Source organism: Streptacidiphilus sp. MAP5-3, assembly GCF_041262505.1.
GTDB lineage: Bacteria > Actinomycetota > Actinomycetes > Streptomycetales > Streptomycetaceae > Streptacidiphilus.
In genome coordinates, this window is record NZ_JBGCCL010000049.1 from 1 (window position 1) to 17,480 (window position 17,480).

The following is a 17,480-nucleotide window of genomic DNA, read 5'->3' on the forward strand; positions in this document are numbered from 1 at the left end:
CCGTGCGCACCACCAGCGTGTTGACGAAGAACCCGACCAGGTCGTTGAGCGCCTCATCGGTACGCCCGGCGATCGCGGAACCGATCGGGATGTCCACGCCTGCCCCCAGACGGTTCAACGTCACCGCCAACGCCGCCTGCAGCACCATGAACAAGGTCACTCCCCGCTCCCGTGCCACCTCCAGCACCCGCGCGTGCAGCTCGGCCGGGGCATCCAGCAACACCTCGTGCCCACGGTGCGAGGCGACCGCCGGGCGCCGGCGATCGGTCGGCAGCTCCAGCTCCTCCGGTGCCCCCGCCAACGCCTCGCGCCAGTACGCCACCTGCCCGGACAGCACACTGTCCGGATCCTGCTCGTCACCGAGCAACTTCCGCTGCCACAGCGCGTAGTCCGCGTACTGCACCGGCAGCGGCTCCCACACCGGCGCCGCACCACCCAGCCGTGCCGCGTACGCCACCGAGACGTCCCGCAGCATCGGCTCCGTCGACCAGCCATCACCCGCGATGTGATGCACCAGCACCACCAGCACATGCTCCTGTGGCTCCACCGCGAACACCGTCACCCGCAGCGGAATCTCCGACGACAGGTCGAAGGCATGCGCCGACACCTCGGCCACCGCGGCATCCAACTCCGCTGCCCCGACCGCCACCACCGGCACCTCGAACCCGGCCTCCTCGACCGCCAGCACCCGCTGGTACGGCTCACCATCCACCGCCGGCAGGACCGTGCGCAGCGCCTCGTGTCGCCCGATCAGGTCCCTGAACGCGGCCGCCAGTGCCTGCTGGTCCAACTCTCCGCTCAGTCGTAGCGCCATCGCGGCGTTGTAGATAGCGCTCGGACCCTCCAGCTGCCCCAGGAACCACAGGCGGCGCTGCGCGAACGACAGCGGCACCCGCTCCGGCCGCTCCGCAGGCGCCAGCGCCGCACGCCCTTCGGTGACCGCCGATTCGGCCAGCCAGGCCGCGACCCCGGCCGGCGACGGCACCTCGAAGAACACCTGGATCGGCAACTCGATGTTCAGGACCGTCCGGATCCGGCTGATCAGCCGGATCGCCAGCAGGGAGTGGCCGCCCAGGGCGAAGAAGTCGTCGTCGACGCCGACCCGCTCCAGGCCCAGCACCTGCGCGAACACACCGCAGAGGATCTCCTCGTGCACCGTCGCCGGAGCGCGGCCGACGGCCTTCGCGGTGGAGGACAACCGGTCCGGAGCAGGCAGGGCGGCGCGGTTCAGCTTGCCGTTGGCCGTCAGCGGCAGCGCGGCCAGCACCATCACCGCCGAGGGAACCATGTAGTGCGGCAGCCGCTCAGCCGTGAAAACGGCCACCACGGCGGCCAGTTCCTCGCCCGCGCCGTCGACGGCCGGCACCACGTACGCCACCAGGCGCTTGTCCCCGGGGATGTCCTCGCGGACCACGACTGCGGCCTGCGCCACGCCCGGGTGCTCGGCCACCACGGCCTGGACCTCGCCCGGTTCCACCCGGAAGCCGCGCACCTTCACCTGCTCGTCCGCACGGCCCAGGTGCACCAGTTCGCCGTCGGCGGTCCACCGCACCAGGTCACCCGTCGCGTACATCCGCTCGCCGACCACCCCGAACGGACAGGCCACGAACCGCCCCGCCGTCAAACCGGCACGCCCCACATACCCGCGTGCCACCTGCGGACCAGCCACATACAACTCACCCACCACACCCACCGGAACAGGACTCAACGACCCGTCCAGCACATAAGCCCGGGTGTTCGCCACCGGCACCCCCAACGGCACCACACCCCCAGCCACCGACTCCCGGCCCAGCCGGCCCGCCACCACACCGATCGTCGCCTCAGTCGGCCCGTAGTGGTTGAACACACCACGACCACCCGCCACATCAAGCAGCCCCGCGACCAGCGCCGGCGACGCCGCTTCACCACCCAACACCAACGCCCCAGCCGGCATCAGGGCCGCCAGACCCGCCGCCGCACCCAACGCCGCCAGATGCGAAGGCACCACCTTCACGAAATCGATCCGGTTCTCCACCAGATACCGGGCCACCGCCGACGGATCAGTCACCGCACCCTCCTGGAGGACATGCAGCTCACCACCAGTCGTCAGACTCGCGAACACCACCGTGTTACCAAGGTCCGTCACCGTAGGCTGCAACAACGCATACCGCCCGCCCGACGCACCCAAGCCCACCTGCCCCGGCACCGAACCCACGTAGTTCGCCACCCCGCGGTGCGTCACAGCCACACCCTTGGGCCTGCCCGTCGAACCCGACGTGTAGATCACATAGGCCAACTGGTCGTCCAGCACCTCAAGTTCCAGCGCAGTAGCGGGCCGTGCCACCAGCTCGGCCAGCACCGCCGGATCATCCAACGCGATCGAACAGACCCCCTCGACCGCCAACTCCCCGACCAGCGCCGCCTCACCCAGCACATGCCCAGCCCCGCTGTCGGCCAACACCTCACCAAGCCGCTGCACCGGATACGCCGGATCCAGCGGCAGATACGCCGCCCCCGCCTTCCACACCGCCAGAATCGCCTCGATCGCCTGCACGCCACGCGGCAGACACAGACCCACCAGCGACTCCGCACCAACCCCCTCGGCAACCAGATGGTGTGCCAACCGATTCGCCCGCGCGTCCAACTCCGCATAGCTGACCGCCGAACCATCCGCCACCACCGCAACCGCCCCCGGCGTCGCCGCCACCTGCGCCGCGAACCGCCCCGGCACCGACACCACCTCACCCGACACCACAGTGTCGTTCCACACCTCCAACACCAGCCGACGCTCAGCCTGGTCGAGCAGGTCGACGGTGCCGACGGAGGCGGTGACCGGAGCGCTGCCGAGCCAGTCCAGCACGGCCAGGAACCGGCGACTCACCGACGACGCCGCTTCGGCGTCGTAGTGCTCGCGGTTCATCTCGATGAGGGTCTGCACACCACCCTCGGCCGTGTCACTGAACACGTCGATCTTCAGGCCTTCGGCAGGCCCGCTGGAGAGGGCGGTCCGGGTGATCGCGCAGTCGCCGAACCCGATCCGGCGGTCGGCCACCATGACGTCGACGATCATGTCGTACAGCGGGGTACCGCCGACCCGCTTCAGGTCCCTGACCAGGTCCGGGTACTGGTAGCGCTGGTGACGCAGACCGCTGTGGACCGCTCGCTGCGCCTGCCGCGCGAGCTCCTCGACGGACATGCCCGGACGGACCCTGAGCCTGATCGGCATGATGTTCGCGGTCATGCCGGGGATGCCCACCTCACGCATGCTCGTACGGCCACTGGCCGACACTCCGAGCACGACGTCCCGCGCCCCGGTGGACCGGTGCTGGTAGACAGCCGACGCGGCGATCACCAAGCCGGCGAAGCTGACCCGGAGCCGCTTCGCGGCAGCCCGCAGCCGACCGGTCGCGTCGGCTCCGAGATCCTGCCGGTGGATCACCGGTCGACCGGGCAGCCGCCGCCCCTGCGGCCCCTCGGGCGCCGTCTCCTCCGCCTGGTCCGAGAACGTCTCCAGCCAGAACTGCCGGTCCCGGTCACGCTCCTGCGACTCCCGGTAGACCCGGTCGGTCTCGATCAGCTCCGACACCGACCGCAAAGCACCCTCGGCCGGATCCCCGCCCGCCCGGAGCACCCCGTACACCTGGGACAGCCGCTCGGCGAAGTGCGACAGGCCGTTGCCGTCGAGAACCAGGTGGTGGGCACGTTGGTACCACAGGAACCGATCCGGCCCGAGCGTGAAGAACGCATGCCCCGACAGCGCCCCACCCACCAGCTCCACCGGCGTGTCCAGATCGGCCTGGATCCATTCCTGCGCCACCGCACGCGGATCAGCCTCCCCCCGCAGATCCGCCACGTTAACCGGAACCTCCCCGGCCTCGCCCAGGAACTGTCGCGGCGTCCCGCCCTCCACACACAGGCGCAGCCGGATAGCTTCCGCCTCCTGCACCGTGCGGCGCAGCGCACGCACGAAGAGATCCACGTCGAGTGCGCCGTGGATCTCCATGTACTCACCGATGTTGTACGCCGGACTGTCAGGCGCGAGCTGCTGCGCGTACCAGACCCCCAGCTGGCCGGACATCAGATCCCACGGGCCCTGCTCGGACACACTCATCCCCGTATCCCTCAATCGATCGACGCACTCTGGAAGAACAAAGGCAGGACGAAGCCCCGCGGGCCTTGAAGGCCCGGAACGCCTCTCAGGCCGACGGCAGTTCGGCCACCAGGCCGGCCAGGTGAACGGTCAGAGCCGCGACCGTGTCGATGTCCCACACCAGGGTGGGCTCCACGGTCACACCCAGCTTGTCCTCGATGTCCCCGCACAACGCGAAGGCGTACACCGACTCCAAGCCGTACTCGGCGAGCGAGACCTCCGGGTCGATCTCCCCCACCGGCGTCTCCAGGTAGTAGGCCAGTCGCTCCATCAACCACCGCTCGATGTCCTCGCCCGACACCCGCACACCCACTTCCCGATCAGTCATCGAAGTCCCTCTCTCATCCCGAAACACGACGTGCGGACAGGTCGAGGAGCCGCCGGTCCTGGAAGCGCTCGACAGCGATGTCGAACAGCGCCTGCTCGGCACTCGCGCGCTCGTCCGGGGTGAGCACCGGAGCGCCGCCGAGGCGTCCGGAGAGCCGGTCGAGGATCCCGAGGAGCGCCGCCTCCTGCTGACGGTCATCGCCGCGCCAGACCGCGAGCGCGGCGGCGGCGGCGAGCAGCACCGTGTACCGGCCGGCCACCGCGTAAGCCTCCGGAGAGGCCCCGATCGTGAGGTCCGAGGGCGCCAGTGCGGCGCACTGGTCGCGCAGCGCGAGCACCTCGTCCCTGAAGCGCACCGCGAACCGACCGACCGGGCTCCCGGCCGACTCGCGCTCGGCGGTCTCGGCCAGCACGCCGATCAGCCCGTCACCGGACGGCATGCCGACGGCGAGCCGGTCGAAGTCCAGCGGCGGCAGATCCGCATCGAGGTCGAACAGCTGCCGAGCGGCGGCCTGGTCGGCCAACCAGGACTTCCGTGCCAGCCGGGGCAGTTGCGGCAGGATCAGCACCAGACAGGCGGAGAGCGAGATGTGGGAGAAGGCGGCCGGGGCGGCGTCCCTGAGGAGCTTCTGGAACATCGCGTAGGAGCCCTCGCGGAGGTAGCCCTGGGCGCCCATGACCGCGCGCAGATCCTCGAAGGCCTCCATCAGGATCCGTGATGTCAGGTACTTCACCGCCGGCGCGTAGAGCGTGGCCTCCGGGGCCAGGTGCAGCGCCCGGAGTCCGACACCGCAGAAGGCATCGATGGCCAGCAGGTCGGCGAAGACTCGTGCGAGGACTGCGCGCACATAGGGCAGGTCGGCGGCGAAGCCACCGTAGAGGCGCCGCTCGTGCACGCACTCCAGCGCCAGACGCAGCGCGGTGTCCAACGACCCGAGGACGCTGGCCGGGAGCACCGCTCGGCTGAGCTGAAAAGCGCGCAGGGCGTTCTCGATGCCCTGGCCGGGCCGGCCGAGCATCGCGGTGCCGGGGACCGGGCAGTCGGTGAACCGCAGTCCACCGAGTTGCACTCCGTTCAGGCCGGAGGTGGGGAACCGCGGCAGATCCAGCACGCGGTCGGCCGGCAACTCGGCCCGGGTGAGGAAGAACTGGCTGTGGCTGCGGCTGCCCGCGACCTCGCTGGTCCGTGCGAAGAGCACCATGGCCTCGGCACGGCGCAGATTGGCGACGGTCTCCTTGCGCCCGGTCAGTCGCCAGCCGTCGTCACTCGGAACGGCGGCGCACTCGGCGTGCGCAAAGTCGTTGCCGTGGTCGAGTTCGTGGAAGACGACCGCGATCCGGCCGCCCCCCAGCAGGATCTCGGCTGCCTTCGTGCGCTGCTCGTGCGTGCCGGCGGACCAGATGTTGACCGATCCGAGGAGCGAGCTGAAGCCGTAGCCGAGGCCGAGGCAGGGGTCGTGTCGCCAGACCGCCCGCTGCACCTCGGCGAGCCGGTCGGCCCGCACCAGCCGGCCACCGTACGCGGCGGGCACGAACTCGGCGTTCATGCCGTAGGCGTCCAGCAGGCGTTCGCCCTCGGCGAGCATCTCGTGCCGCTCATCGGCGGCGAGGATGGCGGCATGGCCGACCGGGTTGTCCGCATCCCGTAGGTCGCCGAACAGTGCGTCCAGCTTCTCAGCGCTCACGTGAGTCCTCCCCCTGCTGGAGCGTTCGCGGCGCCGGGGCCCCGAACGGGGTGATGGGCGCACCGGTGGTCGCGGCGTCGACGACGAGGCGGGCCAGCGCGCCGTCGAGCCGGTCGTCGCCGGGCCCGGCAGCCGGCACCGGCACCCGCAGGAACACGGCGAGCCTGGCCAGCAGGGCGCGCAGCGCCGCCCGCACCCAGAGGCCGTCCTGCCACAGCGGCTCCGCCGCGTGCTCGCGCTCACCCGCGGCCCACACGTGCAGGCAGGCCGCGCCCGCGTAGCAGAGCTCGTAGGCCGCGGCCAGCTCGTAGGCGGCCATGGCGGGACGGGCGGCGGGCGCCACCTCGGCCATCCGCCCGTGAAGGTACTCGGCCATGGCGCCCAGTGCGACGGCCTGGTCGACGAGCCCGGTGGGGGTTGGCCGGCTGCCGATCGACTCGACGAGTGCGGGCAGTGCCTGCACGACGGAGCAGCCCTGCCGGGACAGCATGGTCAGTGCGCCACGGTCGACAGGTCGGACCGGGCTGCCGACCGAGACGGCTTCGGCCAGTCCGCCCGCGTCGGCGGTGCCGGTGGCGAAGCCGCGGACCAGCCTGGGGAACTGCTGCACCAGGGCGGCACGGTTCACCGGGGTACTGCCGTCGAACACCGCCACGACCTGGTGGTCGCGCCACACCTTCTGGAACGCGCCGTGCTCGTAGACGTCGGAGAGGAAGGAACGTGCGCCGAGCAGTTCGGCGAGCTCCCCGAGCGTGGCGTCGACCAGGGTGGGCGCGAGTGCCTTGGCGACCGCCGAGGTCACGCTCATCTCGGCGGTGAGGCTGTGGATCGAACGGCCGGCAACCAATGAGGTCGCCTCCGCGGCCGTCAGCAGCGCGGCGCTGCGGGCCAGGACCGAGGCGGGGAAGGGCCGTTCGGCCAGCGGGCGGTTCTGGATGACGCGCGCCGCGGTGAACCGGGCGGCGAGTCGCAGCGCGTGCTCACCGGCGCCGAGGGAGAGTGCGGTGCACATCGTCCGGGTGAGCTGGAGCGCGAGCAGTACCGTCTCCAGGCCGCTTCCCTCCGGGCCGACCAGTGCGTCGGCCGGCAGCAGCGCGCCGTCGAACTCGATGCCGGAGATGTCGATCCCGCGGATGCCGTGCGTCCGCACCTTCGGCAGGGACCGCCAAGTCCCGGGCTGTAGCGCCGACTTGTCGACCAGGAAGAGGCTCTGGCCACGCCCGGAGCCTTCCTGGCCGGTGCGCGCGAGCAGAGTGACATGGCTCGAGCGGGTGGCATTGTTGATCGGCCACTTCACGCCGTCGACGCGGTAGCCGTCAGGCTCCGCCGTGGCGGTGACGGATCCGCTCAACAGGTCGGCGCCGTGCCCCGGCTCGGACAGCGCCCAGGCCACCGGGGCCCCGGACAGCACCGCGTCGGCGATGACCCGGGCCTGCTCCGGGTTTCCGGCGATCCACACCGGGGCCGCGCCCAGGTACGTCTTGGCGTGGGCCGTCACCGCACTGATGTCACGGCGAGCGGCGGTGCGCCAGAGCCGGATCAGTTCCTCGTGGTCGGACGACGTGCCGCCCCACTCGGTCGGCACGTAGCGGGCCGGCAGGCCGAACGCGTCGAGGCGGGAGCAGAGGTCCGCGGGAAACTGCTCGTTCTCATCGAGTTCCACGGACCGGCGGGCCGTCTCGTCGAGCATGCCCAGGGCTTCGTCAAGGGCCGCCTCGATCCCGGCGCCCGCGCGCGTGGCGGTCACGTGAGGTCTCCCGCCGCCAGGCACCGCGACTCGGGGTCCGGTCCGCGCGGCGGGGTGGGCCGCACCGCCGGGTGGCGCGCGATCCGCGCGTGGTGGGCAGCTCCCAGGCTCTGGTAGCCGCCGAGATCGAAATCCATGCTGTTCCCCTAGGCTGATGCTCCGCCAGTCACTGTTGTTCCGGGGTGCGGGCGCCCCGTTCCGACTCCTACCTCAGTCGAGATGCGGCCGCCTCACGTCGCCATCCAGGCCGGACTGCTTCCTCTCCATCGCCGCGATCAGGCTCCTCGGGCGCATGTCCGACCAGACGTTCCGCTGTGGCCCAGGCAATTGTGGCGAGGAACCTCACCAAGAACGGTCTGCCAACCGGCATGCACGCGAAGCGCACATCATCGGCATCGGTTGCGTCGACATTGGGATCACGGAGGGGCCGCCGATCACTATGCCCCAACCGTCGTCGCTCGGTAAGTGGCAGAGTGCACGCTGACCCTGAACGCCCAGACGGTACAAGGGCGCTGGAATGCAAGGGTGCGGTACCGGACGAGTGCGCGGGGGTGTCCAACTGCCGCACACCATCCGTTGAACATCCGGTCGCCGGCGAGCGGGACCGCATCGCTCGAGCCGATGCCAAGCCATCACTCTTGAACAACCCTGCTTTGACAGCCCGTTGCTATCGGGTCCGTGGGTGACTACCCGAACCGGCGGTGCTCTTCGAAGCTCAGGGCTCGACCATCCGGCATGACCGAGTACCGCACGGCGATCGACGAACTCATCGTGCGAATTGAGGAGTTAACTACTCGGCGGGCCCAGCTGACCGCTCGCCTCAAAACAGCCGCCTACCGCTGCAGTTGCGCGGCACCACCCGCCGCCGATCCGCTCCCACTCGTCCCCGGCTGCCCTGCCGGTCTGTGCCGGGCCCGCGTTCGACCGCCACGACGGGCCCGGCACTACTCGGTCAGCCGGCCGCCGCCCGGTCCACCGCGCGCACCCGCTCGTCCAGTTGTTGCGCGAACTCCAGCCAGGTCTCGGCGCACTGCCGGGCAAGGTCCACCACCAGGGCGCCGCAGTGCGTGGGCACGACCTCGGTGAGCTCGGACCATTCCTTGATCCCCATCGCGTTCTGCTGCAGCAGGCGCAGCAGTTGGCGGCCTTCCTCCTTGTGGCGCAGCGACGGGTCGCGCACTAGTTTCTCCAGCACCATGGCCGGGTCGGACCGCATCACCCGCATATCCTGGGCCACGGTCGCGCGGGTCCGCTGGGCCGGGACCACCACGCCCATGGCGCCATCGCCAGCCCGCTCGGTGGCCGGCGCCTCCCCCGCCGCCAGCCGGCGCCGGACATCGCTGACCGTCGCCGGCGAGATCCCGGCCAGCCTGGCGACCTCGCGCAGCGAGGCCTCCGGGCGCTCGGCCAGCAGCTCGGCGGCCCGACGGCGCCGTTCCAGGCTGTTCATCGGACGGACCCGGCCGTCCCGACCTAGCCTCACCTGCGACTGCGGTCCATCCGCGGTCTCAGCCACCCGGCGGCGAATCGCCGCCACCGTCTTGGCTCCCAGCCCGGCGGTCCGCGCGATCGCCCGGTCGGACAGGTACGGGTGCGAGGTCACGATCCGCTTGGCTGCGGCCCGCCGGTCGGCCAGGGAGAGTGGCAGACCATGGGCGACATTCGCCTCGACCGCCTTCAGGAAGGCATCCGCACTTGTGCCGTCGAAGAACTCGACCTCGATGGCCAGTTGGCCCTTGGAAACCGCGGCCAGCAGCCGGTGGGTCCCGTCGATCACGCGCATGGTGTGCCGCTCGACCAGGATCGGCGGAAGCGGGCCGTCCACCTCCACCAACCTGGCGATGTGCTCCTCGTCCCGGCCGCCCGTGCGCGGTGACTCTCCCAACTGCAACACGGCAGCAGGCACCACAACGGTCGCTCTCAGATCTCCAACCGTCCGACTCAAGTGTTCCCCCGGTTATTGTCGGCTCCGGGCTGGGCCCAGGCGCGTGCCGATACTCCACAGAGGCGTCGGCGAGGTGCCTACCAGGTCCCGAAGGCTCGATCGCTCCGCGAATCACCGCCAAGGTTCGAAGCCGACCCTCAAGGACACGTCCCAGCCAAATTCAATGCCACGATCATGACTTCCGCTCCATGAACTGTCGAGGGGTCAACCAGGCGGCCGTGTGAAGATTTTGCAAACAGCAATGTCTGATGGATCGTCAATTGACTTGGATCACTTACCGGTTGACCAGCACTTTTCCTTCACCCAGCCCGTGGCCCGCTCCCGTGACACCAGTCTCCGCGCCGGTGCGGGCAATGGACCCGCCCATGGCATCTGAACAGCGCGACTACACCCTGGATGGGGCACGAACACCAAACTTGCGTAATATCGGTAGCGTTATCCGATCGAGTGTCAACTTCAAGGGTTCCGCCCGTACGCTGCGGCACCCTTGGCGAGTTCGCCCTCCAGCTCAGTGAGCTCCGCCTCACTCAGCAGCGCTGTCGAGACGGCCCCCTTCGAGGACAGCACCTCGGATCCACCCGGCAGCCACGAACTACTCCCCTCCCCCGGGCGAACCCCTTGGCCGTCGGCCCTTCGTAACTGCTCCCGGAATGCCCACAGAAGGCGGGTGCCCGCCAATTCCCGAGCGCGTCCGACCCACCGGAGCACCGGAGGTGTTCCTGCCAAGTACCCCGAGGCACCGGGAAGTTCTTTTGATTTCTGATTGTGTGGTGCAGCATGAGAGGGTTCGGGACCATGGCGTCACCGCGCCCTCGCCGTTCGAGCCGGCCCCATCGAGGCTGCTCTCGGTGTCCACCGCGGGCGCCGCTTGCCTTCCCGGCCGACTCGTACGTTCAACTGCGGCGCCGCCTCTGCTGAACATCGCCGACTGGCCGCAACGGCCTTCGCCCCCGATCCCGCGGTCCACGCGATCGCCCCGGCTTTCCTGCTGGCCACCGCACTCACCATGATCGGCCTGCCTGTCAGGGTGACGCTCCGTCAGGGCATTGCCACGGCAGTACTCGACGCCGGACTCCCCACGACCGGCGACCAACAGTTCCTGAACGGCCGTGCCAACAGCCTGGTTTGATGACCAGCGCGACGCGGTGCCAAGGTAGGTGCAGCGGAGCCGTATCGGCGGGCCTCCTCCACCTCGATCCCCTCTCGCTCAGGAGTCCCGACGCCATGCCCCAGGTGAGCACCAACGGCATCCGCCTCTCGTACCAGCGCTCGGGCAAGGGCGAACCCGTCCTGTTCATCATGGGTTCGGGGGCCGCGGGCCACGTCTGGACGGTGCACCAGACTCCGGCCGTCATCGGAGCCGGCTACGAGGCCGTCGTCTTCGACAACCGGGGCATCGGCGGCTCGGACGCGCCGGCCGGCAAGTACTCGCTGGCCGACATGGTGGCCGACACCCGGGGGCTGATCGAGGCGTTGGAGCTCGGCCCGTGCCGCATCGTCGGGTACTCGATGGGCGCCATGATCGCCCAGGAGCTGGCCATCGAGGCACCGCAGCTGGTGCGCTCGGCGATCCTGATGGCGACCACGGCCCGGGCCGACGCGATGCGCCGGGCGATGCAGGAGAGCGAGCAGCTGATGCGGGAGAGCGGCATCCGGCTGCCACCCAGGTACGAGGCGGTCCGCACCGTCCTGGAGATGCTCTCCCCCGCCTCGCTGAACGACGACGCCACCATCTGCTCCTGGCTGGAGATCCTCGAACTGACCGGCAGCGGCAGCAACACCGCCGACGGCCAGGCCTGGGTCTCCCTCAGCGGCGACCGGCGCGAGGCGCTGCGCGCCGTCACGGCGCCGTGCCGGGCGATAGCCTTCGCCGACGATCTGATCTGCCCACCCCACCTGGTCTCGGAGGTGGCGGACGCCATCCCCTGCTGCGACTTCGTGGAGATACCCGACGCCGGGCACCTGGGGCATCTGGAGCGGCCGGAGACGGTCAACGCCGCGATCACCGAGTTCTTCGACAAGTACTGACGGACACCCCTGACGACACGGAGGCCGCCCATGAGCCTGCTGGCCCACCTGGCTGCCGGCCCGGGCGCCGAAGCCGGGCATCGGATCGCCGAACACCTCGCTGAGATCCGGTAGTTGACGGCAGCCCGCAACGCCTTCCTGGTGCGCGGCCTGCCACTGGCCGACCGACCGGGCAGCGGCGGTGACGGCGGTCCGCGCGGCCAACTGCGAGGGCATGGCCGAGTGCGACGGCTTCGCCCCGCGCGACTGCCACGCACCCCGCGTGTACTCGTCCTCACCGCGTGGCAGGAGGCCTTCGGCACCAGCGACCGGGCCGAGTTGGAGCGCCTGGGAGCGGAATTCGGTGAGGGGTTCGCTTGGGGCCTGCGGTCAACCGCGGACTGCTACCAGCGCCACTCCTGCTGCTTGAACAGGTGGCCGGCCGGGATGTCGTGCTCCTTGCACCAGCCGAGGAACTCCTCGATCTGCTTGATCTGGTAGGTGTCCGGGGTATAGGTGGTCGCCATCACGTGGCCCAACCAGTCCTCCTCGCCCATCGCATAGACGTAGGCCTCCTTGGCGCCCAGCTCGACCATGATCGCGGCGGCCTGCTCGGCGTTGGAGCCGGACAGTTTGCGGGAGTTGCTCATCTTCTTGGTGACCGGGATGGTCAGCAGCGCCTGGTAGAGCCAGGTGAGCGGGGCGCCGTCGCACTCCATCCCGAGGAAGGCGTAGTCGGCGGTTCCCAGGTGGCCCTTGACGTAGCGGTAGAGCTTCGGGTCGATGCCGGAGGAGTCGGCACCGATGAACACCTTCTTGCCCGCCAGCTCGGCCCAGTAGGTCGACTTGGCGCGGATGTCCAGGTCGCAGTGCTCGCCCAGGAACGGGGTGGCGGTGATCTTTCCCCCCGGGAACCCGACCTCGTCGAAGTCGTCGACCTCCACCACGTCGAAGCCCTGGTGCTTGAGCATCAGCGCGATCGACGGGTCCGCCAGGTTGCCGCGGGAGTAGCGCGGGCAGACGATCTTGCCGACCCGGCCGCGCAGCTGCAGCAGGGTCTCCATGACGATGTGGTCCTGGTGGCCGTGGGTGATCAGCACCAGGTCGATGTAGTCCGGCAGGTCGTCCAGGGTGTAGCGGTCGTCGGCGTCGCTGTCCGCGCTGATGAACGGGTCGGTGACGATGGCGGCTTCGGGGGTCTGCAGCACTAGGCAGGCGTGGCCGAAGTAGCGGATCCGGCCACCGGACTCGATGTGGCGGTCCTCGTTCAGGGCCGGGGTCTCGCTCAGCATGGTGCGCAGGACGGCCGCCTGCTCGTCGTTCAGCTCCAGGGCCCCACGCAGGTGAGCCAGGGTGGTCGGCTTGACACGGGCCTTGAACAGCTCCGTCAGACCGGGGTGCCGGAACGGGATGTCCAGCTCCAGCACGTCTTCGGAGGGCAGCCGCGGGGTGCTCAGGATGAACGGGCGCTCGATGCCGGTCTCGAAGGAGAGCTGTACCGACTGGCGCGACTCCTGGTAGTACGGACTGTGGTAGAGCACCGGCTCGATGAAGCGCAGCTGCGCCTGGTTGTCGGTGTCGTAGGCCAGCTCGACCAGACCACCCAGCTCGTCCGGCAGCTTCGGGTAGAGCGGGGTCAGGTCGAAGCCGGTGGCGTTGGCCCGCAGCAGCTCCTGGCCGGCGGCGATCGCCTCGGCGAACTTCAGCATGTCGGCCCGGTCTCGCTTGATCGCGGCGAGCAGCTCGCGCACCTCGCCGACGCGCTCCTCCGGGATGTTGATGAAGTAACCGCCGCGCAGCTCCGGGTTGTTGCTCGCCGCGACATGCACCTGCGGGGACTGCAGGTACGACTCGAGCAGCGGGACATGCAGGAACGCCAGGTTCATCGCCGCCTGCACCGGCGCCATGGTGTGCGGCTGGGCGACAAACCTGTCCACCAGCGGCTCGATAATGACCTTGGACCGCAGAAACAACTGCTCATCAGTCATCTGCACACCTTTTCAGGAAGAACGACACCATCAACAGGGCAGTCGACGATTCGTCGTACCCGTCCACCCGGACGCGGCACCGAATCGCGGAGTCAGTAAACGCCAGAGAACAACAAAGCCTCAAACCAGGGCATCGGGGAGGAAGCGCTCACCTCGCCGCACGCATGAGCGACGTCAGCAGCATGGCTCGGCAGGCACCGTCGATCAACACTTGTGCCTTGCACAGGACCGGTCCGTTGCAGACTCAGCGCGGGACCGTGCTCGATCACGAAGTTCAACTGCGGCAGTGTGACAGGTGAGCAGCCTCCGTCGGAGGCCGCCTCGAAGGTGATCGCACCACTGCATCCAGTTCGGCAGTGGATGGTGAATTGTGGCCGGAATGATTCCGCCCGACCAGGGATATTCCTCCCGACGCTGACGGGATCAACACGCCTCAACGACCGGGGACAGCGCCCGACAGCGGCACTCAAGTGCACCAGTGCGGCACTTGAACAGGCCGCTCGGACGCCCCTGAGCAGGTGACCCGGCCAGCCTTGACGCTGTGTGAAACAGCATGCCACCGTGAAATCAACCCTGAGACCCCTGCGAGGCATCGCGTGCAGAGCAAGCCGACTGAGCCACCACCGCTTATCAACCTGGTTGCCCCGGAACTCTGTTCACATGGCGGCCCTTCTGTGCGGTGGCGGTGGCTGCGCGCCAACAACCCGGCCCACTGGCGCGAGCCGGCCGAGCTACCCGCCTTCTGGTCGCTGACCAGGTACGAGGACTCGCGGACCGCCTGCCGCGACCACGAGACCTTCAGCTCCACGCACGGAATCCTGCTGCGGCTCGCCGATCACGGAGCCGACCCCGGGGGCCCCGAGTCCCTACCGGTCCGCCTGACGCCGTGTGGCGCGTAACCCGATGTCCACGACAGAGTCCACCTCATCATCCGGGGACCGCCGCGACCGGCCGACCTCGGTACTGGCCGGCCTCGGCACCTGCCTGCCCAACACCGAGATCGACAACGCCGCGCTGGTGGCCCAGCTGGACACCACCGACGAGTGGATCCGCAGCCGCACCGGCATCGCCGCCCGTCGCCGGGCGGCCCCTGGGGTGTCCATGCGCGACCTGGCCTGCGAGGCCGGCGCCAACGCGCTGAGCTCGGCGGGCCTGCGAGCGGTCGGCGGCGTGGTGCTGGCCACCACGACACCCGACCGCCCGTGCCCAGCCGCAGCGCCCGAGGTCGCCCACCGCCTCGGCCTGGGCCAGGTTCCGGCATTCGACGTCTCCGCCGTGTGCAGCGGGTTCGTCTACGCCACCGCGGTGGCCAACGGCCTGATCACCAGCGGCGTCGTCGACAGCGTCCTGATCGTGGCGTCCGAAATCTACTCCCGGATCGTCGACCCGACGGACCGCGGCACAGCCGTGATCTTCGGCGACGGCGCGGGCGCGGTGGTGCTGCGCCGCGGTACCACCGCGGACCAGGGCGCGCTGTTGGCGTTCGACCTCGGCGGTGACGGCTCGGGCCACCACCTCATCCAGGTGCCCAGCGAGCTCGAACAACCGGACGGCCCGCGCTGGTTCGGCATGGCCGGCCGCAAGGTCTACCTGCGGGCGGTCGAGCAGATGGCGCTGTCGGCCTCGCGGGTGCTGAAGGACTGCGGATGGAGCCCCGAGATGGTCGACACCCTGGTGCCGCACCAGGCGAACGGCCGCATCATTCAGGCGGTGGCCGAGCGACTCGGCGTGCCGTCGCAGAGCGCGGTCTGCGAGATCGCCCGCACCGGCAACACCTCGGCCGCTTCCATCCCACTGGCGCTGACCGCTGCGCTAGCCACCGGTCGGCTGACGCCAGGCGCCCGCACCGTGCTCACCGCCTTCGGTGGTGGCTTGAGTTGGGGTTCGGCCGCCCTCACCTGGCCGCGTCTTCAGGCCGTGAACTCGGAGTTCTGAGCCGACTCGCTGCCAGATCACACCGCTCGAAAGGGAAACCAGCCGTGTTCGACTACCTCTGCACCATCCTCAGCACGACCTACCAGGTCTCCGGGACCATCGAACCGACCATGACCTGCAGGGAGTTGGAACTCGACTCGCTCTCGCTGGCGGAGCTGGGCGCCCAGTTGGAAGAGGACCTGGGCGTCACCGTCGACGAGGACAACCTGACCTCCACGACCACCGTGGCCGACATCGCCGCGCTCCTGGAGGCGCAGGGCGCGGTCGTCCCGGCATGAGCAGCGCCGATGTCACGGGACTTCGCCGCCCCGAGGTGGTGATCACCGGAATCGGCATGGTCACGCCTGCCGGGGTCGACACCGCCACCACCTGGAAGACGGTCTGCGCCGGGGAGCCCACAGCCTCGGCCGACCCGCGGCTGACCAACCTCACCGTCGACTTCGGTTGTGCGGTGACCGGCTTCGACCCCGAACTGGTCCTCGGCGTCGAGGCTCGCCGGATGGACGCCTTCACCCAGTTCGCCGTCGCCTCGGCCCACGCGGCAGTCGCCGACGCAGAGTTGACGGACCGGTCCTGGGACCCGGCCAGGGTGGGTGTCGTCCTCGGTACCGGCTTCGGCGGCCAGCCGACCTGGGAGGAGCAGGGGCGGCGGCTGCGGGACCGCGGTCCGCGCACGGTCAACCCGCTCACCGTGCCCCGGGCCATCAGCTCCATCGCCGCCGGCACGGTGGCGATGGAGCTCGGCCTGCACGGCCCCTCGCTGAGCGTCGCCACCGCCTGCGCGAGCGGTACCACCGCTCTCGGCTACGCCCTGGACCTGCTCCGCGCGGGCCGCTGCGACGTGGTGCTGGCGGGCGGCACCGAGGCCACCGTGACGCCCCTGATGGTCACCGCCTTCGACCGACTCAAGGCGCTCTCCCGGAACTCGGCGGATCCGGCCGGCGCTTCCCGGCCGTTCGACGAGCGGCGCAACGGCTTCGTCCTCGGCGAGGGCGCGGCCGTGCTGGTGCTGGAACGGGCGGTGGACGCCGCGGCGCGGGGCAGGCATCCCTACGCACGGCTGATGGGCTACGGCGCGACGTCCGACGCCCACCACCTCACCTCACCCGCTCCCGACGGGCACTGGGCCGAACTCGCCGTGCGACAGGCGCTCGCCGACGCCGGTGTCCAGGCCTCGGACGTGGCCCTCGTCAATGCGCATGCGACCAGCACTCCGCAGGGTGATGACATCGAGGCCCGGATGATCGAGCGGGTCTTCGGGCGGGGCGCGGCGGTCGTCTCGACCAAGGGGGTCACCGGCCATCTGCTGGGTGCCGCCGGGGCGGTCGAGGCCGGACTCACCGCCCTGTCGATCGCCCACGGGGTGGTCCCACCCACCGCCAACTTCCGCTCCACCGGCCCGGACGCCGCCGACATCGACATCGTCCACGGTGCGACCCGGCAGGTTCCGGTGCGGCTGGCCGTGAGCAACTCGTTCGGCTTCGGCGGCCAGAACGCCGTCGTCGTCCTGGGGAGCGTCTGAGCTGTCTGGTGCGCCTCGGCGGCTCAGTAGCCGCTCAGGCGTACCAGACCGGCCTCATGGGCGTAGATCGTCGCCTGGGGATCCGCCCCTGGGACAGGTGTAGTGCACACTCGCCACTGCGGCAGTAACGGCCGCTTGCCGTGCTCGGTGCGCTGAGGGCGGCCCGCGCCGCAGCACGCGAGATCACCTGGCTGC

At 69.9% G+C, this 17,480-nt stretch carries 12 protein-coding genes; 5 read left to right on the plus strand and 7 right to left on the minus strand.

Translation table 11 applies throughout. The features are described from left to right. The 6 genes from ABH928_RS35395 to ABH928_RS35420 all read right to left on the minus strand — a co-directional run. Nucleotides 1-4,090 (minus strand): amino acid adenylation domain-containing protein (locus tag ABH928_RS35395; RefSeq protein WP_370072846.1); only part of this gene is annotated, 4,090 nt, incomplete at its 3' end. An 85-nt stretch (nt 4,091-4,175) separates the two neighbouring features. After that, on the minus strand, nt 4,176-4,457 hold the full coding sequence (locus ABH928_RS35400) for an acyl carrier protein (protein ID WP_370072847.1): 282 nt from the start codon (nt 4,455-4,457) through the stop codon (nt 4,176-4,178). A gap of 13 nt (nt 4,458-4,470) precedes the next feature. Beyond that, the gene (locus ABH928_RS35405; protein WP_370072848.1) at nt 4,471-6,141 is read right to left on the minus strand and encodes an acyl-CoA dehydrogenase; all 1,671 of its coding nucleotides are present in this window, start codon (nt 6,139-6,141) and stop codon (nt 4,471-4,473) included. After that, nucleotides 6,131-7,888 carry an acyl-CoA dehydrogenase family protein gene (locus tag ABH928_RS35410; RefSeq protein ID WP_370072849.1) on the minus strand — a complete coding sequence of 586 codons (1,758 nt, stop codon included), beginning with the start codon at nt 7,886-7,888 and terminating at the stop codon, nt 6,131-6,133. Before ABH928_RS35410 ends, ABH928_RS35405 begins: the two co-directional genes overlap by 11 nt. Continuing rightward, a complete protein-coding gene (locus tag ABH928_RS35415; protein ID WP_370072850.1) occupies nt 7,885-8,025 on the minus strand; it encodes a hypothetical protein in 141 nt (46 codons plus the stop codon). Before ABH928_RS35415 ends, ABH928_RS35410 begins: the two co-directional genes overlap by 4 nt. A gap of 815 nt (nt 8,026-8,840) precedes the next feature. Beyond that, nucleotides 8,841-9,782 (minus strand): helix-turn-helix domain-containing protein, encoded by a 942-nt coding sequence (locus tag ABH928_RS35420; RefSeq protein WP_370072851.1) that lies wholly within the window; start codon nt 9,780-9,782, stop codon nt 8,841-8,843. Nucleotides 9,783-11,057: 1,275 nt separating this feature from the next. Here ABH928_RS35420 and ABH928_RS35425 point away from each other — a divergent pair. Then, nucleotides 11,058-11,861, plus strand: a complete 804-nt coding sequence (locus ABH928_RS35425) for an alpha/beta fold hydrolase (protein WP_370072852.1) — start codon at nt 11,058-11,060, stop codon at nt 11,859-11,861. 383 nt (nt 11,862-12,244) lie between these two features. On the opposite strand, the gene ABH928_RS35430 is transcribed toward ABH928_RS35425, so the two are convergent. Beyond that, the gene (locus tag ABH928_RS35430) at nt 12,245-13,828 is read right to left on the minus strand and encodes an MBL fold metallo-hydrolase (protein WP_370072853.1); all 1,584 of its coding nucleotides are present in this window, start codon (nt 13,826-13,828) and stop codon (nt 12,245-12,247) included. 674 nt (nt 13,829-14,502) lie between these two features. On the opposite strand from ABH928_RS35430, the gene ABH928_RS35435 reads away from it, so the two are divergent. The 4 genes from ABH928_RS35435 to ABH928_RS35450 are packed head-to-tail and all read left to right on the plus strand — an operon-like array spanning nt 14,503 to nt 17,285. After that, nucleotides 14,503-14,727, plus strand: a complete 225-nt coding sequence (locus ABH928_RS35435) for a hypothetical protein (RefSeq protein ID WP_370072854.1) — start codon at nt 14,503-14,505, stop codon at nt 14,725-14,727. A gap of 4 nt (nt 14,728-14,731) precedes the next feature. Continuing rightward, nucleotides 14,732-15,763, plus strand: a complete 1,032-nt coding sequence (locus tag ABH928_RS35440; protein ID WP_370072855.1) for a beta-ketoacyl-ACP synthase III — start codon at nt 14,732-14,734, stop codon at nt 15,761-15,763. A gap of 44 nt (nt 15,764-15,807) precedes the next feature. Further along, nucleotides 15,808-16,041, plus strand: a complete 234-nt coding sequence (locus ABH928_RS35445) for an acyl carrier protein (RefSeq protein WP_370072856.1) — start codon at nt 15,808-15,810, stop codon at nt 16,039-16,041. Beyond that, on the plus strand, nt 16,038-17,285 hold the full coding sequence (locus ABH928_RS35450) for a beta-ketoacyl synthase (protein ID WP_370072857.1): 1,248 nt from the start codon (nt 16,038-16,040) through the stop codon (nt 17,283-17,285). Before ABH928_RS35445 ends, ABH928_RS35450 begins: the two co-directional genes overlap by 4 nt. Nucleotides 17,286-17,480 lie beyond the last annotated feature (195 nt).